This is a genomic window from Kribbella catacumbae DSM 19601, from assembly GCF_000372465.1.
Classification (GTDB): Bacteria; Actinomycetota; Actinomycetes; order Propionibacteriales; family Kribbellaceae; genus Kribbella; species Kribbella catacumbae.
The window spans coordinates 1-20,160 of record NZ_AQUZ01000073.1 but is presented as its reverse complement, the minus strand read 5'-3'; the positions used below and the strand labels follow the sequence as shown (position 1 = coordinate 20,160).

The window sequence follows — 20,160 nt, the reverse complement described above, 5'->3', positions numbered from 1 at the left end:
GTGTGCTGGTCAGCGCTCCGGCATGGGCGTGTTGAGCACGCTCAGGATCTGCCGGATGGTGACCGGTGCCACCGAGCCGTGCGCCCGCGCGATCGCGGCGTGCTGGCCCTCCGGGTACTTGCCGTTGGAGTGCTTGCCCTTGGCGTACTGCGACTTGGCCCATCCCAGCGCGGGCTTGTCACTAGCGTGCTTGCCTGTGGCCGAGAACCCCTTGCCGAAGTACTGCCGCAGGCGGGCCGGCTCCTCTGCCGGTGCGCCGGTCGGCGTCGGCAGGACGGGGATGACCTTGGCGACGGTCTCAACGATCTTCGAGACCTCGGCGATCGGGTCGGCCGGCTTTTCCTCGGAGCCCTGGTCGCCGGTCTCGTCGTCTTTCGAGCCGCCGGGTGCGGTCTGGTCACCGGGTGTGGTCTGGTCGTCGCCGGTCTGGCTCTCCGTACCGGTGTCGCCCGTACCGGTGCTCGGCACCGTCGTCGGCTGGGTGACCGGCGTCGTCTGCTCCTGCCCCGGGTTGCCCGTCGAGCCGTTGTCGCTGTTGGTCGGCGGCGGGGTCGACGGAGCCGTGGTCGGCTCGGTCGCCGGTTCCGTCGGCGGCGGCGTGGTCGGGGTGGTGGGCTCTTCGGTCGGCTTGGGGTCGACGGGTGTCGTCGGCTCCTCGGTCGGCTTCGGGTCGACGGGTGTCGTCGGCTCCTCAGTCGGCTTCGGGTCGACCGGCTGCTCCACCGGCGGGTCGGCAGGCTTCTCCTCGACCGGCTTCTGCTCGACCGGTGGCACCACCGGGACGACAGGCTGCTCGATCAGCAGCTGCTCCTCGGTCTGCAGCATCGGCCGGGCCAGCGGCGGCTTCGGCCCGAGCTGGGCGCGAGCAGGGTCCTCGGCGGAGACCAGAAGCTCGCCGTCCTTGGCCTTCTGCTCTTCCTGGGCCTCGACCTGCTTCTGCTGGTAGTCCTTCGCGACCTTGACGATCTTGGTCTTGTCGACCACCGGCATGCCGTCGAGCTGTTCCTTCGGGAAGCTCGTCTCCTCGCGCAGCCCGTCGACGACCTTCTCGATCACCTTCTCGTACGGCGACAGCGGGTCACCCGTGACGGCCGCGGCCACCCCGGAGACCGACAACGCGGCCACCGCGGCGACGCCGAGCGCCAGGCTTCTGGCCGCCATCTTGCGCGCGAACGGATCCGTGACCGGGTTCAGGGCGGCACAGCGCGCCAGGAAACTCTCCGGATCGTCGATCGTCTCGACCGGGAGCTCATCCTCGACCTCCACCGCGAGCCGCAGATCGGCCAGCAGCTTCAGGGCCGGGTCGTGCTCGCCCGCCTCCCAGGCGGACTCCCCACCGGCTGCGAGCAGGTCGAGCAGCGCGTCATCGGCTTCAATCGCGTCGAGATCAAAACGATCAGCCATTTCGCTCCTCCCCTGCCCGTCGTTCCGACTTTGCCTCATGCCCCACAAACCCCCTGAGCGTGTTCAACGCCCGATGCTGTGCGACCCTCACCGCCCCCGGTGTCATCCCCAGTGCCCGGCCGGTCTCCTCGGCTGACAACCCCGCTACCACCCGGAGCCGCAGGATCTCCCGCAGCTTCTCCGGCAATCTGTCCAGCAGCCCCACGATGTGCTGGACCTCTGAATGTCTGACCGCGTGCTCCTCAGGCGTCGGCGACTCGTCCGCCCCGTCCGGAAGATCCGGCGTCGACAAGTCCGCCACCGCGAACGCACGCTGGGCATCGGCGACCTTGCGGGCCGCGATGCCGTAGACGAAGGCCTCGAACGGCCTCCCCTCGTCCCGGTACCGGCCCAACGCGCCGAACACCGCGACACAAACTTCCTGAGCGACGTCATCGACCATGTCGGCGCCACCGGGATACGTCCACAACCTGGACCGCACATAACGATGCGCCACAGCCCGGACCCGGGTCAGCAGATCGTTCAGCGCAACCCGGTCACCAGCGCCGGCCGCAGCAGCAAGATCACGAAGCTCAACGCGATCATGGGTGTGCGGCACCTGGACCTCCGTCACCCCTAGCCCCCCTTGCTACAGACCGTTCAGCGTGCAAGATAGTACGGCGGCCAACCCCCTTTGCATAGTGGCAATAGGTGATCCCAGCCCTTTTTCCACTACAAACAGTAATCGTTACCCGGCCACCCCGCCCCAACCCGCTTCGGTAGAGCGGCGACTAGCCGCTTCTGGGGCGACTAGCGCGCTACAGGGCGCCAGTCGCCCCATAACGCGCTAGCGGCCGATCTCATCGACATCCCCACCAGCGTTCTGGGCCTCGGCTGCTGGCGCGCCGTCGCGTGGGTGCGTAGTACAAGAAAAACTGCCCGGCGGACCTGGTGGTCTGCCGGGCAGTTCGGGTGGAGCTTGGAACGAAGAATCAGTGGCCGTGGCCGTGGCCGTGACCGGCTGCGGAGGGCTCTTCATCTTCGGGCTTGTCGACGATCAGGGTCTCCGTGGTGAGGAGCAGAGCGGCGATGGAGCCGGCGTTGGCCAGCGCCGAGCGGGTGACCTTGACCGGGTCCAGGACACCCTGGGCCAGCAGGTCGCCGTACTCGCCGGTGGCGGCGTTGAAGCCGCTGCCGGCCTCGAGCTCCGCGACCTTGGCGGTCACGACGTAGCCCTCGTAGCCGCCGTTCTCGGCGATCCAGCGCAGCGGCTCGACGATCGCCTTGCGGACGATCCGGACGCCGGCGAGCTCGTCGCCCTCCAGGCCGAGGCCGTTGTCCAGCACCGCGGAGGCGTGGACGAGGGCGGAGCCGCCACCGGCGACGATGCCCTCTTCGATGGCCGCACGGGTCGCGGACACCGCGTCCTCGATCCGGTGCTTCTTCTCCTTCAGCTCGACCTCGGTGGCCGCGCCGACCTTGATCACGCAGACGCCACCGGCCAGCTTGGCCAGCCGCTCCTGCAGCTTCTCGCGGTCCCAGTCGGAGTCGGTGCGCTCGATCTCGGCCTTGATCTGGTTGACCCGGGCCTCGATCTCGTCGGACTTGCCGGCACCCTCGACAACGGTGGTGTTGTCCTTGGTGACGACGATCCGGCGGGCGGTGCCGAGCACCTCGAGACCGACCTGGTCGAGCTTGAGGCCGACCTCGGGAGCGATCACCTGGGCGCCGGTGAGGGCCGCCAGGTCCTCGAGCATCGCCTTGCGGCGGTCACCGAAGCCCGGCGCCTTGACGGCGACGGAGGTGAAGTTGCCGCGGATCTTGTTCACGACCAGCGTCGACAGCGCCTCGCCCTCGACGTCCTCGGAGATGATCAGCAGCGTCTTGCCCGACTGCACGACCTTCTCCAGCAGCGGCAGCAGGTCCGCGACAGCGGAGATCTTGCCCTGGTTGATCAGGATGTACGGGTCGTCCAGCACCGCTTCGCCGGCTTCGGCGTCGGTGATGAAGTACGGCGAGATGTAGCCCTTGTCGAACTGCATGCCCTCGGTGAAGTCCAGCTCGGTGCCGAAGGTGTTCGACTCCTCGACGGTGATGACGCCGTCCTTGCCGACCTTGTCGAACGCCTCCGCGATCAGCGAACCGATCTCGGCGTCGCGGGCGGAGATGGTGGCGACGTGGGCCATGTCGCCCTTGTCGTCGACCGGGCGGGCGGTCTCGATCAGCTTCTTCGAGACGGCCTCGACGGCGGCCTCGATGCCCTTCTTCAGGCCCATCGGGTTGACGCCGGCCGCGACGGCCCGCAGGCCCTCGTGCACCAGCGCCTGCGCCAGCACGGTCGCGGTGGTCGTACCGTCACCGGCGACATCGTTGGTCTTGGTGGCAACCTCCTTGGCCAGCTGCGCACCGAGGTTCTCGAACGGGTCGTCCAGCTCGACCTCACGGGCGACGGTCACACCGTCGTTGGTGATGGTCGGGGCGCCCCACTTCTTGTCCAGCACGACGTAGCGGCCCTTGGGCCCCAGCGTCACCTTCACCGTGTTCGCGAGCTTGTCGACGCCACGCTCCAGCGCGCGCCGCGCGTTCTCGTCGAACTCGAGGATCTTCGGCATAAAAACAAGTCCCTCTCTGAGTTTCAACATTGGTGCCCGCACGCCCCGGAGAACCGACTCCGCTCCAGTGCCGGGATCCGGCACCGGAGCGGTATCAGTCAGGAACTGCAGGCGATCGTCACTTGGTGACGACTGCGAGGATGTCGCGGGCGCTCAGGATCAGGTAGTCCTGGTCGTCGTACTTGACCTCGGTGCCGCCGTACTTGGAGTAGATGACCTTGTCGCCGACGCTGACGTCCAGCGGGACGCGGTTGCCGTTGTCGTCGATGCGGCCGGGGCCGACGGCGAGGACCTCGCCCTCCTGCGGCTTCTCCTTGGCGGTGTCCGGGATCACCAGGCCGGACTTCGTGGTCTGCTCGGCTTCGAGCGGCGCAACGAGGATACGGTCCTCGAGCGGCTTGATCGTGACCGACACTTGCTGACCTCCACGGTCGAGTTCTTGGTGTTGTCATAGGTGTTGCAGGCGGCCGTTCGCCTCTGCCGTCGCGGGGATCAGAGGCCGGGCCGCTGGCACCCTCGGGTGGAGAGTGCCAACACCGAATCTAGGCCGCGATTAGCACTCGGTCAACTCGAGTGCCAGATTCTCGCCCCTGGCGAACACTTCCACCGCACGTGACCGCCCGGACGCTTTCCGCCACCGAGGCCTGTGCGAACCCCACCCGGCCGTGGGACCGTCGTCTCTGTAGGGTTCCCGGCCGCCCCGGGATCGACTACTCGAGGAGAGAATCATGGCCCTCCGCCTCCCGTCGTTGCCGAAGCTGACAGCCCGCCAGAAGGTCGTGTTCGCGGCCATCTCGGTCAGCCCGTTCGTGGTCGCCGGCCTCGCGGCCAACGGCCTCCACAACTCGTCGTCCACCAACCCTGGCGCGGCGGCCCCGGCCCCAGGCGGCGGAGCACCCGCAGTACAGGTCAAGCCTGCTCACGACACCACCACAGAGAGCCTGCGGACGGCTGCGGCCGTGACACCGCAGTGCCTGTACGCCCGGCTGGTACCTGTCGGCAGGACCGGCTGGGGCATCCCCATGCCGGCGGTATGGAACAGCGCGAGCACCACCTGCAATCTCATGTACGGCGACGACCCGTACCGGACCACCTCCCGCAGAGGCGACCCGGACACCGCCATCCGGACCCTGCAGCGCAATCTGAACTACTGCTACGGCTACAAGCTCACAGTGGACGGCGTCTACGGCAGCAACACCCGCGGGGTGATCCGGGCAGTCCAGAAGCGCCACGGGCTAGCCGTTGACGGCATCTACGGCCCAAGGACCCGCTCGGCGATGAACTGGCGCCTGTTCTCCACCAGGACCAACACCTGGAGCAAGGCCTGCTCCAGCCCGCTCTAACCTTGGGCGAGTGGACCCCTCATCGATCACGTCACTGCTAACGCCGGACGGGTCCGCAGTACTAGCTGAGACCTGCGCCGCCTTCTCCCCCGGCAGCGAGCTGCGCCTGGTCGAACAGCTCAGACGCCGGTACGACGCTGCGCTGGTCACCGCAGCGGTAACGCAGGCTTCACTGCGACACAGGGCGACCGCCAAGTTCGGAGCCGACGCAGAGCGGATGTACTTCACCCCAGACGGTCTGGAGCAGGCCACCCGGACAACTGTCGGAGTACACCGAGCCACACGCATCGCCCAAGCACTCCCGGGTGCCACTGTGGTCGACCTGGGCTGCGGGATCGGCGGGGACCTCATCAGTGCCGCCCGGGCCGGGTTGAGAGTCACTGGTGTCGAACGGGACCCAGCGACGGCCACTGCGGCTCGGGCCAATCTTGCGGCGCTAGGACTGCCCGGGGAGGTCCTGGTAGGTGACGCTGAGGCGCAGGACGTTTCGCAGTACGAGGTGGTCTTTGCTGATCCGGCACGGCGGGCGGATGGGAAGCGGGTATTCGACCACAACGCCTACTCGCCGCCCTGGTCCTTCATCACCGAGCTACTGACGGGCACTGCCTGCGTCAAGGTCGCACCAGGCATCCCCCACAGCGCAGTACCGGATGGTGTCGAGGCGGAGTGGGTCAGCGACGCAGGCGAGGTCAAAGAGGCCGCACTCTGGTCAGGCAAGCTCTACGCCGGTACTGCGCGTCGCGCGACGCTCCTGCCCAGTGGCGCGACCGTGACGTCGGCCCCGGAGGCTGTGAGCGCTCCGGTCGGGCAGTACATCTACGAGCCCGACGGAGCCGTCGTCAGGGCAGGGCTGGTCACAGCGGTAGCCGAGGCGGTCGACGGGTGGCTCCTGGATCCGCGGATCGCCTATGTGAGCGGCGATGCTCTGGTGGCGACGCCGCTCGCTTCGGCGTACGAGGTGATCGAGGAGCTGCCCTACAAGGAGAAGGCGCTGCGGTCCTGGGTACGCGCGCAGGACATCGGCACTCTCGAGATCAAGAAGCGCGGCGTGGATTTCGACCCCGCCGTACTGCGCAAGAAGCTGTCCCCCAAGGGCTCCGCGAGCGCCACGCTGATCGTCACCCGGATCGGCCGGGACGCGGTCGCGTATTCCTGTCGCCGACTTGCGCTCGCACTAGATTCGAACATATGATCGATCTCACGAGCGGGCTCCTGGCCGGCTCGCCGACGGACGAGGTGCTGCGTCTGTTGCCGCCACCCCGGCCAGGAGCCCGCCACTAAAGCGAGCCGACGACTCGGAGGTGCAGCCTGGATTTCGCAACGTCCACCACACCACGCAGAGCGCTGTCCGAGCGCGATGATCGGGGCAACTCACCCATGGGTTCATACGACGTACCGGCGGTGAAGCCTGCGACGAGCGCGTTCCAGTCCGCGCTGCGGCGAAGCATCGAGTGAGTCTCGCCGTCGACGGACAGCAGCGCGACCGGCGCTCCTGACGCGCGCAATCGCCGGGCATAGTCGGCAGTCAAGGCCGGGTTGGTGACCCGATCGTCCGTGCCGTGAGCCAGGACGACGGGGCCTCGCGGCGCGACCAGCGGCTCGCCAGACGGCAGCCAAGGCGCCAGGCCCAGCACACCGGCCACCAGGGGATGGTTGCTGGCAGCAACAATGGCGCGGCCGCCCATCGAGTGGCCGATCAGGAGCACGCGCGTGATCCGCGGCGGCAACTTGTCGAGCACCGCCCGCAGATCGGCGGCGGGATGCGCGTCGGCACCATTCCAGCCGCGATAGCGATAGCGGATCAGCCCGACCGCCGCACCCGGCGCACCGGCAGCGGCCGCCCGCGCGAACGGCCACATCCGCAGGATCGGCGGCCGAAACGCACCCGGCACCTCAAGCGAGTTCTCCGCCCCACCATGCGCGAGCACCACCAACTCCGTCGCATCCGGCGGTGCCACCAGCAGGTCGATGCGGGGAAAGCTCACGACTGGCCGTACAACGACGCCGCATCGCGCTGGACCACCAGCAGCATGCTCGGATCCTGCACGTCATCGAACCCGTACGACCGATAGAGCCCATGCGCATCCGCCGTCGCCAGCATCATCCGCCGCAACCCCTGCAACTCCGGATGCTCCAGCAACGTCGACACGACGAACTTGCCGAGCCCATGACCCCGATGCGACTCCAGCACGAACACATCCGCGATCCACGCGAAGGTGGCCCGATCCGTCACCGCCCGCGCATACGCCACCTGCGTGCCGGTGGGCTCATAGACGCCCACGTTCAAGGACCCCGCGATCGCCTTCGCCATCACCTCGCGCGGCATGCCCGGCGCCCAGTACGCCGCACTGAGGAACCCGTGCACCACATCGAGATCGATCCGCGAGGCGGCGTCATCGGCTTCGAACCCGGCCGGGTGCTGCCACCTCATGAGTTCAGCACCGTCGTGATCGGCATCGACGAATCGGCCGGCAACCCCAACGGCGACGGCGCCTTCCCGGCCCGGACGAGTTCCGAACCGAGCGCGGCCACCATCGCCCCGTTGTCCGTGCACAACCCCGGCCGCGGAACCCGTACTGCGATCCCTGCCGCCGAGCAACGCTCCTCGGCCATCGCCCGCAGTCGGGAGTTCGCCGCGACCCCGCCGCCGATCAGCAGGTGCTCGTAACCGCGGTCCTTGCAGGCGTCGATCGCCTTCCGCGTCAGCACATCGCAAACAGCCTCTTGGAAAGCAGCAGCGACGTGGTTGATCGGAACGTCCTCACCGTCACGCCGCTTGGCCTCGACCCACCGGGCGACGGCCGTCTTCAAACCGGAGAAGGAGAAGTCGAACCGATGCCGCTCCAGATCCTTCTGGCTCGTCAGCCCGCGCGGGAACCGGACGTAGAGCGCGTCCCCGCCATCCCGTGCCGCCTTGTCGACATATGGACCTCCCGGGAACGGCAGCCCGAGCACCCGCGCGACCTTGTCGAAAGCCTCGCCGGCCGCGTCGTCGATGGTCGCGCCCATCGGCTCGACGCCGACGGTGATGTCCTCGACCGCGAGCAGCGACGAGTGACCGCCCGAGACGAGCATCGCGATCGCGCCTTTGGGGATGTCGCCGTGCTCGAGGGTGTCGACGGCGACGTGCGCGGCCAGGTGATTCACGCCGTACAACGGCTTCTCGAGTGAGAGCGCGAGTCCCTTGGCGGCGGCGACACCGACCAGCAGTGCGCCGGCCAGGCCGGGTCCGCTGGTGACGGCGATCGCGTCGACGTCGGTCGGCTTGATCCCGGCGGTCTCGCAGGCGCGGCGGATCGTCGGCACCATCGCCTCGAGATGCGCGCGACTGGCGACCTCGGGGACAACGCCGCCGAACCGGGCATGCTCCTCCACACTGGAGGCGATCGCGTCAGCGAGCAGCGTCTGCCCGCGCACGATGCCGACCCCGGTCTCGTCGCACGAGGTTTCGATCCCCAGGATCAGGGGCTCGTTCTCACTCATGATCCTCCTGCCATCGCATGATGACCGCGTCCTCGCCGCCGGCGTAGTACCCGCGCCGCCGGCTGATCTGTTCGAACCCGAAGCCACGGTACAGCGCCCCGGCCGACTCGTTGCCTGCAGCAACTTCTAGTAGAACCGTGCGGCCGGCGCAGCGCTGCAACGCGGCCGTCATCAACTGCCCGCCGATCCCCGTACGCCGCTCCGCCGGGCTGACCGCGATCCGCAGCAGCTCCACCGGATCCTCCCCAACCGGGGGAACCAGCAGTACGACGTACCCGACCGCGACTCCTTCGTCCGCCACGAGCACCACGCGATCCGTGGCGAGCCGGGCGAACTCCGCCGTCCAGGACTCGGTGCTCCAGGCGGAGTCGCCGAAGCAGACCTGGTCGAGCGCCACGAGGGCGTCCAGGTCGGTCGCGGTGGCTGGGCGGATCGCGGGTCTCACTTGGGAAGCACGCTTTTGGGGCCGCCGGACATCGTGACGTCGGGGCGGCGCAGGTAGAGCGGGTCTGGCGCGACGACCTGCAGGGTGCCGGTCGCCACCCCGAGAGCCAGTACTTCGGCCGACGGGTACTCGATCACGTCGCTGGTCTCGACTCCGAGCGCCTCGGCGTACAGGACGGCGCCGCGGCCGATCACCGGCAACCCGGCAAGCACGTGCGCGACCTCGGCCGGGCGGTCCACGGCGGGTCCTTCCAGTCGCCGACGGCTGCCGTCAGCCGCAGGACCGTCGTACAGGGCCCAGTAGATCTCCTTGCGGCGGGCGTCAGTCGCGACGGCAACCGGCAAGCTCAGCGAGGACTGCCGAGCGAGGATGTCGAGACTGCAAACACCCGCGATCTCGATCCCGAGCACGTCAGCCATGGTCCGCGCAGTCACCAGCCCAACCCGCAACCCGGTGAACGGCCCCGGCCCCACCCCCACGGCGATCTTCGTGAGGTCGCGAGGCGAAGCACCCGCAGTAGCCAACGCGTCAGCGATAGCCGGAGCAAGCAACTCCCCATGCCGCAAGGCGTCAACGGTGGAAGAGGAAGCGAGCACGGAGCCGGTGATCGGGTCGGCAAGCGCCACGGTGACGGCAGCGCTGGAGGTATCAAAGGCGAGAAGCACAGTCAGCTCCTGTTCAACGATGAGAGCTGTACGCCGGTTTCTGCCCAGCGGGGGCCGGCGGGGGTGATACGGAGGTCTCGGGTTTCGTCGGTGTCGTTGTCGCCTCGGGTGACGACGATGTCCAAGCGGTCGGGAGCCAGGGTTTCGGCTAGGCCTTGACCCCATTCGACGACGGTGACTGCTTCGTCGAGGCTGGCGTCCAGGTCCAGGTCGTCCAACTCGGCGATTCCGCCCAGGCGATAGGCGTCCACGTGCACCAGCGCCGGTCCACCGGCTAGCGAAGGATGTACGCGAGAGATCACGAACGTCGGCGAAGTGATGTCGCCCCGCACCTTCAGACCAGCGCCGAGGCCCTGGGTGAACGTCGTCTTCCCTGCGCCCAGATCGCCGGACAGCACCAGTACGTCGCCCGCCCGCAACTGCCCGGCCAGCTCCTCAGCAGCAGCTCGCATGTGATCCGCGGTCGGAACACTCAGCGAGATCGGCATCGCCTTCGCATAGATCAGGTTCTGCCCCTCGCGCGCGACCACCGAGTACCCGCGCCGCCGCCAGAACTCGACCGTGTCAGGCAGTTCGACCCGCGCGATCAACCGCACCCGCCGCAACCCGCGAGCCCGCGCGGCGTCCTCCGCGCACCCGACCATCGCCGACGCCACCCCGCGCCCTTGGAAGCGCGGATTCACCGACACCCGGCGCAACGCGAGCACCTCGCCCGACACGTCGTACAGCATCGCCCCGGCCGGTTCGCCGTCGATCCGCACCAGCAGCCCGCCGTACTGCGCAACGGCGGCGGCAACCGTGGAGGCGTTCTCGGACAACGCGGTCGACGGCGGGTCGAGCGTCCGGCGGGCGGAGAAGGCGTGGTGGATCACCGCGACGATCTCGGCCACGTGCTCCGCGGTCGCGTCCACCACGTGCAGGTCGGTCATGTCTGTCCCAGGGCTAGTTCGGCCCGCTCGATCATCCCGAGCAGGGCCGCGGTGAACTCACGATGGTGCTCGATCAGGCCGAGATGACCACAGTTCGGTACCTCGACCAGTTCCGCTCCCGGCACGTGCCGGACGATCTCCTCGGAGTGCTCGAACGGCGTCAGGTGGTCCTTGTCACCACCGATCACCACGCACTCCACCTTCTGCAGCGGCTCCAGGGAGCCGTACTTGTCGTGCAGCGCGAAGATCGGGTAGAACTCCGCGATCACCGAGATCGGCGTCGCGGCGATCATCTCGTTGACGAACTCGGTGAAGGCCGGCGGCACCTCGGAGCCGAACGAGTACTTCCGGGTCAGCAGGTAGCTGATGTCCGTGCCCGCCTTGCGGCTGCGCTCGACCACGTCCGGGATCCGCGCCAGCGCGGAGACCGTCGGCGTCGCCAGGGTCCGGACCAGCATCCCGATCCGGCCCGGCAGCGCGATCGGCACCTGGTCCAGCCCGCCCGCGCTGGTCGAGCACAGTCCGACGCCGATCACCCGGTCGCCGAACAGCTCGGGGTGCGCCTCGGCCAGCGCCATGATCGACATCCCGCCCATCGAGTGCCCGATCAGGACCACCGGCCCGGTCGGCGCGAACCTCTCCAGGATCCCGTACAGGTCGCGGCCGAGCTGCTCGATGCTGACGTTCTCCTTCGGCGACCGCCCGGACCGGCCGTGCGAACGCTGGTCGTAGAAGACCATCCTGCCGATCCCGGCCAGGTCGCGGCGCTCGAAGTGCCAGCAGTCCATGTTCAGCCCGTAGCCGTGCAGGAAGATCAACGTGAGGTCTTCGGGCGGGTTCGCCACCTTGCGACGGAGCCTGCGCTTCGCGGGCGGCTCCGGGCGGCGGGATCGCTTGAGCTCATCGACCTCGACGTACAGCTCGACGCCGTCGTCGGCGGTGAAGACGTGTGGAGTACCGCGCAGCGAGCCGAACGGCTCGGCTTCCAGCTGCGCGCGCTGACCGGAACGCCTGCCGATCACCTGGCGCTCGACGGCGACGCCGGCGGCAGCACCCGCTGCGAGCACTCCGACCGCGGCGCCGATCAGACCGGCAGTGCGACCCACGTTCGCCATCCCGGTCACCTCCCGCTGTCGACGTACCGGCGGGGAATGCGGGCGCCCAGCCGGGTGACGATCTCGTAGTTGATGGTTCCTGCGGCATCCGCCCAGTCGTCCGCGGTCGGCTCGCCGTCGATGCCCGGCCCGAACAGCACGATCTCGTCGCCCGCCGCCACCTCGTCGTCGCCGCAATCGACCACGCACTGATCCATGCAGATCCGGCCGACGATGGTACGACGCTCGCCCGCGACCTGGACCGGCGCACCGTTCGACGCGTGCCGCGGCAGGCCATCGCCGTACCCGAGCGGGATCAGTCCGAGTGTCGACGGCTTGGGCGCGGTCCAGGTCAGCCCGTAGGAGACCCCTGTACCGGCCGGGACCCGCTTCACCATCGCGAACCGCGCCCGCAGCGTCATCGCCGGTCGCAGGCCGAGCTCGTCCGACGGCAGATCACGCCCGAACGGAGACAGCCCGTACGTCGCGATGCCGGGCCGGACGAGATCGAAATGCGTCTCGGGCAGCGCGAGCGTGCCACCGGAGTTGGCCAGGTGCCGCAGCCCCGGGTCGATCCCGAAGGACTCCACCACGTCGACGGCGGAGGTGAACGTCGCCACCTGGAACTCGTTCACCGGGCTCTTCGGTTCGTCCGACGACGCCAGGTGGGACCAGACGCCGGCGATCTCGATCCGCCCGGCCTTGACCTCCGCCAGCGCGGAGCGGATCAGGGCCGGCCACTCTTCCGGTACTGCGCCGCCGCGGCTCATGCCGGTGTCGATCTTCAGGTGCACTCGAGCGGGCCGGTCCGTCACGCCGGCGGCGACCTCGTCGATCTCCCAGGGCGCGGACGCGGACAAGTCGATGCCAGCGGCAATGGCCTGCTCGAGCGGCTCGCCCGGCGTGGTCAGCCAGCAGAAGATCGGCCCGGTGTCACCGGCCTCCCGCAACCCGAGCGCCTCGTCGAGCACCGCGGTACCGATCCAGTCCGCACCGGCCTCCCGCGCGGCCCGGGCGACCGGGATCATCCCGTGCCCGTAGGCGTCGGCCTTGACCACGGTCATCAGCTGCGCGGTACTCGCGCGCGCACGCAGCGTGGCCACGTTGTGGCGGATCGCGCCGAGGTCCACGACCGCTTCAGCACGAACCTTCGAGGGCTCTTCAAGCTCTGACATAGCGCTACCAGTGTCTCAGGCGGCGGAGATCAGCTCCGGGAGGGCGGTCATGTTGTGGAAAACCGCGGTCGCGGTGGACAGTTTGGCCGGGTCGGTCATGGCGGCGAAACCGAACACCCGCATCCCGGCCGCGTTGGCGGCGGCGACGCCGAGCGGGCTGTCCTCGACGACGACACAGTCGGCCGGTTTGACGCCCATCGTGGTCGCCGCGTGCAGGAACAGGTCGGGCGCCGGCTTGCCGTGCCGAACGTCTTCCGAGCTGAAGATCCTGCCCTCGAACCTGTCCCAGAAGCCGACCGTGGTCAGCGCGGTGTGGATCCGCCGATGCGTGCCCGACGAGGCCAGGCAATAAGTGATGCCCTCGGCATCCAGTTGATCCAGCACCTCCCGTACGCCGGGAACCGGCTGCAGCTGGGCGAAGCCGGCGAACAGCCGCTCGTGGTACCGGTCCTCGAGATCCGCGGGCAACGCCGATCCCAGCTTGGCCTCAGCCTGCTGGCGCATCGAGACCATGCTGCCGCCCATGAAGTCGCGGACGGTCTCCTCGAACGTGTACGGCAGTCCTGCCTCGGTCAGCAGCTCGGCGAGGATCCCGTTCGCCAGCCGCTCCGAATCCACCAGCACGCCATCGTTGTCGAAGATCACCAAGCCAGGTCCAGTCACTCCTCGACCCTACGACAAGGAGACCAGTCGCTTGGCGGTCCGATCAGCCACCACGCGCAAGGCATCGATAGCGGCCACGACCGCCGCACTCTGCATCAACTCTGCCCGAACCAGCACACCGACCCGCCGCTCAGGTGAGGTCCGCACCTGCAACACGGCCACGCCTTTCCCCGGCGCCGCGAGCAGCGCGAGCCCTGGCAGCAAGGTGACAGCGAGCCCTTCGGCCACCAGCCGCTGAGCGACCACATAGTCGTCGGTCCGATGCCGGACGTCCGGAACGAATCCGGCAGCCCGGGTAGTGGTCAGCAGGTTCTCCTCACACCGCGGACACCCCGCAACCCACCGCTCCCCAGCCAGATCGCCAAGCGCGATCGGCCGCACCCGGCCAGCCAGCCGATGGCCGGACGGCAGCACGGCCCGCAGCGGATCCGCAAGGAGCGGCAACAAGACGAGCTCGCCTTCCTGCACAACCCCATGTTCGAAGACGATCGCCAGATCGGCCTCGCCTGAGGTGACCAGGGCTCGCGCTTCCGGGGGCTCTGCTTCTGTTAGGCGTACTTCGAGGGCCGGTGCGCGCGACTCCAGTTTCGCCAGCGCGGGTGGCACCAGGACGGCGGCGGCCGATGGGAAGGCCGCGAGCGACAGCGTGCCCAGTTCCATCGACGCGAAGGCCCGCAGTTCCGTCTCGGCAGCCGTCAGCCGGGAGGCGAGAGCATCGGCATGCGCCAGCAGCGCAGTACCGGCTTCGGTCAGGGTGATGCCGCGGACGGAGCGGAGCATCAGCGGGATGCCGACGTCGCGTTCCAGCCGCTGCATGTGTTGCCCGACGGCGGGTTGCGTCCAGCCCAGCGCGGTCGCCGCCGCCGACAACGACCCCAGGCGGGCTACTTCTCGGAAGATCAGCAGCCGTCTGGGGTCGAGGTCGGTCGTCATCTCTACTCGTCTACCACCGGGCTACCAGGCCGGCAGCGAGCCGGCAGCGGGTTGATGTCGCAGCCGGTCAGGATCCGCACGATCTGCGGATCATGGTCGCTCGCCTGGTCGGAGAACTCGGCGTTGATGTGCACAACGCCGTACGAGAAGCCCTTGATCGCCGGGCTGACGGCGATGTGGTCGAGCACCTGCGAGTTGCCGTCGAAGACATAGCTGTACCGCTCCTCGACGGGCAGCGTGTCGATCAGCATCTTCAGCTCGGCGCCGTTGCCGGTCACGGTCTGCATGGCCGGACTGAACTGATAGTCGTTCAGATCGCCGAGTACGACGACGCGGGCGCGCCCAGCGCTCTTCTCATTGAGATCCTTGACGAACTCGTGCACCTCAGCAGACTGCTTCAGCCGCTGTACTTCGGTACCGCGCACCGGCGGCTGGACCGCCGCCGACAGCGGAGAGTCGCCGCCCTTGGAGTTGAAGTGGTTGGCTACCACGAACAGCTGCTTGTTGCCGTCGAAGAGGAACTCACCGACGAGCGGCTTGCGGCTGGATCCCCACGCGTCGCTGGCCGGGTCGATCCGGCCGGGCGAGACCGACAATGCGACCTGGTTGCTGGTCGGTCGTGCGCGGACCACTGAGACGGGCGTGTTCGCGTCACCGCCCGGGCGGTCGACGAACGTAGTACGGGCCGGGTTGAACAGGAACACCTGGCGGATATTGCCGCCTGGCTGGCCGCCGTCGGTGTCATCGTTCGGGTCGATCGAGCGCCAGTCGTACGCCGGTCCGCCGGCCGTCTGGATCGCGGCGACGAACTTCGCGACGGTCTGGTCGGCCGCGACGATCGCGTCGTTGGTCGCGCCGTTGTTGTCCTGGATCTCTTCCAGCGCGAGGATGTCGGGCGAGCCGAGGTTGGACACGACCGCCTGCGCCAGCTTGGCGAACTTGGAGGCCGGGTTGTTGGCGGCCAGGTTCTCGACGTTGTAGGTCGCGACGGACAGGTCGCCGGCCTTCTTCGGCGGCAGCACCTTCTGCCTCTTCAGGCCGCCCTCGGTGATCGTGCCGAGCTGGGTCGCCTGCAGGACATAGCCGCCGAACGACTGGTAGTCGAGCGGTCCGGTCGTCCCCGCGGCGAGCGTGGAGCCGACGTTCGCGGCAGGAGCGCCTGTCAGCGACAGGATCTTCAGCCGGCCGCTGTTCTGGTCGTCGTACGACTTGTAGACGGTGCCACCGCGCGGAGTCGGGTTCTGACCCGGCTTGAGCGTCACCCACAGCTCACCGAACTGGGTGTCGACCGGGCTGACCAGGCGAGTGTCCTGGGCCACGGTGATCCGCATGCCCTCGTGCACCTCGAGCCAGTCCAGCACGTAGCTCGACGGCTCCAGCGGCTGCGTCTCGAGGTTGCCGGTCTTGGTGAAGGCGTCGGGGAAGGCCACCGGTACTGCGGCCGGCAGCGGGTTACCGCCGCTGACCTTGATGGTCTTGACCGTGCCGCCGATCTCGGTGAGCGTCTGCGCACCCGTGGCCGGCCGGAACTCGGTGATGCGGCCGGAAGCCACAACGGAGTCGCCGATAGCCACCGCCGGCGTGGTGCTTCCGGTGAAGACGAACAGGCCCTCGCTCGTCAGCGGGTCAGCGTCAGCGGTCGGGTCCTGGAACCAGTACCCGCGCGCGCTGCCCGTGACCCGGACCGCCGTGACGATGCCGGGGACGTTGGTGACGTTCGTGCCCACCAGCGGGGAGACCCGGCTGCTGCTCTGGATGTCGTGGATGCGGACGGGGCCGGGCGTCGGATCGCCGGGGTCGCCCGGGTCGTCGCCTGCGGTGACCGTGGTCCCGGCGGAGTTCGTCGCCTTCGGTACGCCGGAGGTGAAGTCGGCCGCGTTGTTGTCGGTGTCGACCATCGTGCCGGTCCGCGCGTCGGCCGTCGTGTTGCTGAGCCCTGGTGCCGCGGATCCCTCGACGTTCGCCGTCGCGCCGTAGCCCACGAGGTCCTTGACGTTCGGTGCACTCCAGCAGGTGGTGCCGCAGCCCGAGAGCGCGGTCTGGTTCGTGCGGAGCGCGACGACGCCGGAGCTGCCCGACATCGGGATCGTGCCGATCGCGTCCGGCGTGGGCAGGGAGGTCGTCCCGGCCGCTCCCGCGGCCTGCTGGACCAGGTACTTGCCGTGCGCCGGGATGCTGCCGGTCAGGTTGGTGAGCTGGAAGGTCGTGCCCGCGGCCGACGCGTACTGGACCGACCACGACGACACGTCGACCGGGCTGTCGCTCAGGTTCGCGAGTTCGATGTAGTCGTTCTTGAAGATCGCGCCGGAGTTGCCACCGCCGCCGTACACCGCGGAGATGACGACGTCGGCCGACAGGGCGTTCGCGGTACCGGGAAGTCCGGCCATCGCGGCCATGACGGCCAGCGGCAGCGCCGCCGCGACGATGCGCCGGCGCGCTCTGGAGATTGCCACAGGAAATTCGCTCCTAGCTCAGAAAGGGTTTCACCGAGGAGCATGGTGCTACGAAGATCACCGCGAAACTAGCGTTGGCGAGTATTTGCCTTGAACTCCCGAGGTGTTCACCTGGTCAAAGCATTCGTTTGATCAGACCTCAGCAGGACGGCCTACCGCTTGAGCTCGGCCGGGCCGAGGGTTGAACCATGACGAGCATCGACCAGGCCCGGCGCGAATTCGACCCGGCCGGCGGCGCGGGCGGCGTACGGCGAACTGGTGGGCGTCGAGCCTGGCCTGATCGCGGTCGGCAGCCAGGTCTCGGTATTCGCCGGAATGATCGCCACTTGGCTGCCAACTAATTGTGATGTATTGATTGCGGAGGGTGAATTCACCAGCCTGACATTTCCGTTCTTTGCCCTCGGCCGCCGGGTGGCTGCCGATCGACGCTTCGCAGTACGCGTTCACCATCACGGGCGGCTACAAGTGGCTGCTCGCGCCGCGCGGTACCGCCTTCTTCACCGTGCAACCCGAGTACCTCGACGCCCTCACCCCGCTCAACGCCAACTGGTACGCCGGTCCGTCGCCCTGGACGAGCATCTACGGATCACCCCTGCGACTGGCCGAGGACGCGCGTCGCTTCAACGTCTCGCCCGCTTGGCACTGCTGGGTGGCGGCCGCCCCGGCTCTCGAACTGCTCCGGGATGTCGGCGTCGAAGCCATCCATGCTCACAACACGTTGCTCGCGGCCGATTTCCGGGAGGCCGTCGGCCTGGCGCCCTACCATTCCGCGATCGTGTCCGCCGAGGCCGATGAGAAGGTCCCCGAGTTGATGGCGGAAGCCGGCATCGTGGCTGCCGTCCGCGCGGGTCGCCTCCGTCTCTGCTTCCACCTCACCACCACCGCCGATGACGTGGCGCGCGCGGCCGAAGTACTGGGTGGGCATCTGCGGTAGGTGCAACGCCGGGGGTGGGCTGTGGCGTCCGTAGGTTATGAGGATGCGGATGGTGGTTGTCGCTGCGGCCGGGATGATGTTGCTTTCTGCCTGTGGAAGCGAATCTTCCGCGGGTGGCTCGCTCACCGGGAGATCCTTCCTGTCCATCTCGGTGACCGAGGACGGCAAGCCGAAGCAGTTGGCGCCGAACACCCGGATCGGGCTGCGGTTCAAGGATGGGAACGTGCACGCTGAGACCGGCTGCAACCAGCTGGGCGGCGAGGTCTCCACCGACGACGGCAAGCTGACGGTCGGCGAACTGGGTGGCACCGAGATGGGCTGCGATCCGGCTCGCCATGCGCAGGAGGACTGGGTAGGCCAACTGCTGCGGGACCGGCCGACGTGGAAACTCGAAGCCGACAAGCTCACGCTCACCCGCGGCGGCACCGAGCTCGTCCTCCAGGACCGCGAGACCGCGCAGCCCGACAAGCCGCTCGACGGGACCAAGTGGTCGCTCGAGACCGTCATCGCCGGCCAGACCGCGTCGCATTCGGTGGGATCCGAGAAGGCGCACTTGACGATCGCCGGCGAGCGCGTCACCGGATCGACCGGCTGCAACGAGTTCCAGGGCATCGTCGCCAAGACCGCCGGCAAGCTCACCTTCGGCGAGCTCAGTACCACCCGCAAGGCCTGTACCGGTGACGACGCCAAGCTGGAGCAGACCGTCCTGGGTGCGCTGAAGGGCGAGCTGACCTACACCATCGAGGCCGACCGCCTGAAGCTTCGCGCCCCAGACGGCAACGGCCTCGACCTCACCGCCCGCTGAGCCGTACGTCGAACGCCTGCACCTGGTTCTGCGCTGTCTCGTAGGAGACCAGCAGCCGCCCATCTGCCGCCAGCCGGGCACGTTGTGCTGGTGTCAACGGGATCGAGAGGTGCTGTACTCCCCGGGCGACCTGCTGAGTCGCCTGCTTCACCACGTGCCCGCTCATGTCCGGTGACCAGGTCCGTCCTACCCAGCTGTTTCCTTTCAAGCAAGAGCTGCCGATCCGCCCGCAGCTCGGATGCCTCGCCGACGGTCGACCGCCGCTCGTCGTATATCCGTTTCCTTCACTGAACTCCGTGTGACGTTTCCCCTTGTGGATAAGGCGAATCAAGCCACCGCACGATTTGCTTGCCGCCCCTTGGAGGCGTAAATTCGAAGACATGTTCGAACGTGATGNTGATGAGCTGGACGCGGCCGAGACCCTCGCCGCGGCCACCGACGCGCAGGCCGACCTGACCCGCGCCGACCTCGACCTGCTCGAACTGTCCCTGCGCTTCGCCGACCTCCACCCCGACCCCGCCACCATCCCCGGCCACGTATCACTCCCCGGCGGCGAACGCGGCTGGAACTGCGGCGGCCCCGGCTGCCCCGGCTTCGCCGAGTTCGCCGCCGCCGAGTTCGGTGCCGCGATCGGCCGCTCCGCCGGATCAGCAGCCGCCTTCATCGGCCAATCCCTGGCCCTGCGACACCGCCTCCCCCTGATCCTGGCCATGGTCAGATCCGGTCACGGCGAGCCCTGGAAGGCCCGCACCATCGCCACCGCCTGCCTGGCCCTGTCAGTCGAAGCCGCCGCGATCGTCGACCGCCGCGTCGCCCGCATCATCGACACCGTCACCCCCATCCAGCTCGACAAGATCGTCAAAGCCGCCATCCAGCAAGCCGACCCCGANGGCGCCCGCGCCACCGCCGAACAGAACGCCAAAGAACGCGGAGTCTGGGCCGGCCGAGTCGACGAACACGGCTCCACCACCTTGACCATCCGCGCCTCCACCGGCGACGTGATCCGCTTCAAAGCCACCCTGCGCCAACTCGCCGACGCCCTCGCCGAACTGGGCCACCCCGGCACCCTCGGCCAACGCATGGCCATGGCCGTCGGCATCATCTNCGACCCCACCCTCACCCAAGAACTCCTCCTCACCCTCGCCACCCACCTAACCCCACCCAACCAACGCACCAGCAACCCAGGCACCGCCCCAGACACCAACCGCAGCAGCACCCCCGACACCGACCGCACCAACGCCCC

General features: G+C 68.4%; 22 protein-coding genes. 5 read left to right on the top strand and 17 right to left on the bottom strand.

Going from position 1 to position 20,160, the window contains the following annotated elements; genetic code table 11:
- Window positions 1-9 precede the first annotated feature (9 nt).
- The 4 genes from A3ES_RS51960 to groES form a co-directional block, all read right to left on the bottom strand.
- A complete protein-coding gene (locus tag A3ES_RS51960; RefSeq protein ID WP_051084929.1) occupies window positions 10-1,404 on the bottom strand; it encodes a hypothetical protein in 1,395 nt (464 codons plus the stop codon).
- Window positions 1,397-2,017: an RNA polymerase sigma factor ShbA gene (gene shbA, locus A3ES_RS50205; RefSeq protein WP_051084928.1), complete on the bottom strand. Its 621-nt coding sequence runs from the start codon at window positions 2,015-2,017 to the stop codon at window positions 1,397-1,399. Before shbA ends, A3ES_RS51960 begins: the two co-directional genes overlap by 8 nt.
- A gap of 358 nt (window positions 2,018-2,375) precedes the next feature.
- Window positions 2,376-3,995 carry a chaperonin GroEL gene (gene groL, locus A3ES_RS0140970; RefSeq protein WP_020392655.1) on the bottom strand — a complete coding sequence of 540 codons (1,620 nt, stop codon included), beginning with the start codon at window positions 3,993-3,995 and terminating at the stop codon, window positions 2,376-2,378.
- A gap of 118 nt (window positions 3,996-4,113) precedes the next feature.
- On the bottom strand, window positions 4,114-4,410 hold the full coding sequence (gene groES / locus A3ES_RS0140965; RefSeq protein WP_020392654.1) for a co-chaperone GroES: 297 nt from the start codon (window positions 4,408-4,410) through the stop codon (window positions 4,114-4,116).
- A gap of 313 nt (window positions 4,411-4,723) precedes the next feature.
- On the opposite strand from groES, the gene A3ES_RS0140960 reads away from it, so the two are divergent.
- Window positions 4,724-5,338 (top strand): peptidoglycan-binding domain-containing protein, encoded by a 615-nt coding sequence (locus tag A3ES_RS0140960; protein WP_020392653.1) that lies wholly within the window; start codon window positions 4,724-4,726, stop codon window positions 5,336-5,338.
- A 10-nt stretch (window positions 5,339-5,348) separates the two neighbouring features.
- Entirely contained in the window at window positions 5,349-6,530 is a 1,182-nt protein-coding gene (locus tag A3ES_RS0140955; RefSeq protein ID WP_020392652.1) for a class I SAM-dependent methyltransferase, read from the top strand.
- A gap of 85 nt (window positions 6,531-6,615) precedes the next feature.
- Here A3ES_RS0140955 and A3ES_RS0140950 read toward each other — a convergent pair whose 3' ends face one another.
- From A3ES_RS0140950 to A3ES_RS54690, 12 genes are all read right to left on the bottom strand, one after another.
- Window positions 6,616-7,323, bottom strand: coding sequence for a dienelactone hydrolase family protein (locus A3ES_RS0140950; RefSeq protein ID WP_020392651.1), 708 nt, complete (start codon window positions 7,321-7,323; stop codon window positions 6,616-6,618).
- On the bottom strand, window positions 7,320-7,769 hold the full coding sequence (locus tag A3ES_RS0140945; RefSeq protein WP_020392650.1) for a GNAT family N-acetyltransferase: 450 nt from the start codon (window positions 7,767-7,769) through the stop codon (window positions 7,320-7,322). The genes A3ES_RS0140950 and A3ES_RS0140945 overlap by 4 nt, the downstream gene beginning before the upstream one ends.
- Window positions 7,766-8,821, bottom strand: coding sequence for a tRNA (adenosine(37)-N6)-threonylcarbamoyltransferase complex transferase subunit TsaD (gene tsaD, locus A3ES_RS0140940; RefSeq protein WP_020392649.1), 1,056 nt, complete (start codon window positions 8,819-8,821; stop codon window positions 7,766-7,768). The genes A3ES_RS0140945 and tsaD overlap by 4 nt, the downstream gene beginning before the upstream one ends.
- Window positions 8,814-9,266, bottom strand: coding sequence for a GNAT family N-acetyltransferase (locus tag A3ES_RS0140935; protein WP_020392648.1), 453 nt, complete (start codon window positions 9,264-9,266; stop codon window positions 8,814-8,816). Before A3ES_RS0140935 ends, tsaD begins: the two co-directional genes overlap by 8 nt.
- The gene (gene tsaB / locus A3ES_RS0140930; protein ID WP_020392647.1) at window positions 9,263-9,931 is read right to left on the bottom strand and encodes a tRNA (adenosine(37)-N6)-threonylcarbamoyltransferase complex dimerization subunit type 1 TsaB; all 669 of its coding nucleotides are present in this window, start codon (window positions 9,929-9,931) and stop codon (window positions 9,263-9,265) included. Before tsaB ends, A3ES_RS0140935 begins: the two co-directional genes overlap by 4 nt.
- Window positions 9,932-9,933: 2 nt before the next feature.
- Window positions 9,934-10,860 (bottom strand): tRNA (adenosine(37)-N6)-threonylcarbamoyltransferase complex ATPase subunit type 1 TsaE, encoded by a 927-nt coding sequence (tsaE, locus tag A3ES_RS0140925; RefSeq protein ID WP_020392646.1) that lies wholly within the window; start codon window positions 10,858-10,860, stop codon window positions 9,934-9,936.
- On the bottom strand, window positions 10,857-11,975 hold the full coding sequence (locus tag A3ES_RS0140920) for an alpha/beta fold hydrolase (RefSeq protein ID WP_020392645.1): 1,119 nt from the start codon (window positions 11,973-11,975) through the stop codon (window positions 10,857-10,859). The genes tsaE and A3ES_RS0140920 overlap by 4 nt, the downstream gene beginning before the upstream one ends.
- Before the next feature lie 5 nt (window positions 11,976-11,980).
- Complete coding sequence (gene alr, locus A3ES_RS0140915; RefSeq protein WP_020392644.1) at window positions 11,981-13,129, bottom strand: alanine racemase; 1,149 nt, start codon at window positions 13,127-13,129, stop codon at window positions 11,981-11,983.
- Window positions 13,130-13,144: 15 nt separating this feature from the next.
- Entirely contained in the window at window positions 13,145-13,792 is a 648-nt protein-coding gene (locus A3ES_RS0140910) for an HAD family hydrolase (RefSeq protein ID WP_157631026.1), read from the bottom strand.
- A gap of 9 nt (window positions 13,793-13,801) precedes the next feature.
- Window positions 13,802-14,725 carry a LysR family transcriptional regulator gene (locus tag A3ES_RS0140905; RefSeq protein WP_020392642.1) on the bottom strand — a complete coding sequence of 308 codons (924 nt, stop codon included), beginning with the start codon at window positions 14,723-14,725 and terminating at the stop codon, window positions 13,802-13,804.
- Between the two features lie 2 nt (window positions 14,726-14,727).
- On the bottom strand, window positions 14,728-17,178 hold the full coding sequence (locus A3ES_RS0140900) for a lamin tail domain-containing protein (protein ID WP_020392641.1): 2,451 nt from the start codon (window positions 17,176-17,178) through the stop codon (window positions 14,728-14,730).
- A 152-nt stretch (window positions 17,179-17,330) separates the two neighbouring features.
- The gene (locus A3ES_RS54690; RefSeq protein ID WP_020392640.1) at window positions 17,331-17,504 is read right to left on the bottom strand and encodes a hypothetical protein; all 174 of its coding nucleotides are present in this window, start codon (window positions 17,502-17,504) and stop codon (window positions 17,331-17,333) included.
- A gap of 68 nt (window positions 17,505-17,572) precedes the next feature.
- Here A3ES_RS54690 and A3ES_RS50200 point away from each other — a divergent pair, with 68 nt between their 5' ends.
- Together A3ES_RS50200 and A3ES_RS0140890 are read left to right on the top strand one after the other, a co-directional pair.
- Window positions 17,573-18,112, top strand: coding sequence for an aminotransferase class V-fold PLP-dependent enzyme (locus A3ES_RS50200; RefSeq protein WP_020392639.1), 540 nt, complete (start codon window positions 17,573-17,575; stop codon window positions 18,110-18,112).
- Between the two features lie 49 nt (window positions 18,113-18,161).
- Entirely contained in the window at window positions 18,162-18,917 is a 756-nt protein-coding gene (locus tag A3ES_RS0140890; protein ID WP_020392638.1) for an META domain-containing protein, read from the top strand.
- Here the strand turns inward: A3ES_RS0140890 and A3ES_RS0140885 are convergent.
- A complete protein-coding gene (locus A3ES_RS0140885) occupies window positions 18,904-19,083 on the bottom strand; it encodes a hypothetical protein (RefSeq protein ID WP_020392637.1) in 180 nt (59 codons plus the stop codon). The two genes, A3ES_RS0140890 and A3ES_RS0140885, sit on opposite strands and share 14 nt — an antisense overlap.
- Before the next feature lie 214 nt (window positions 19,084-19,297).
- On the opposite strand from A3ES_RS0140885, the gene A3ES_RS0140880 reads away from it, so the two are divergent.
- A partial coding sequence (locus A3ES_RS0140880) for a DUF222 domain-containing protein (RefSeq protein WP_020392636.1) occupies window positions 19,298-20,160 on the top strand: 863 nt, incomplete at its 3' end.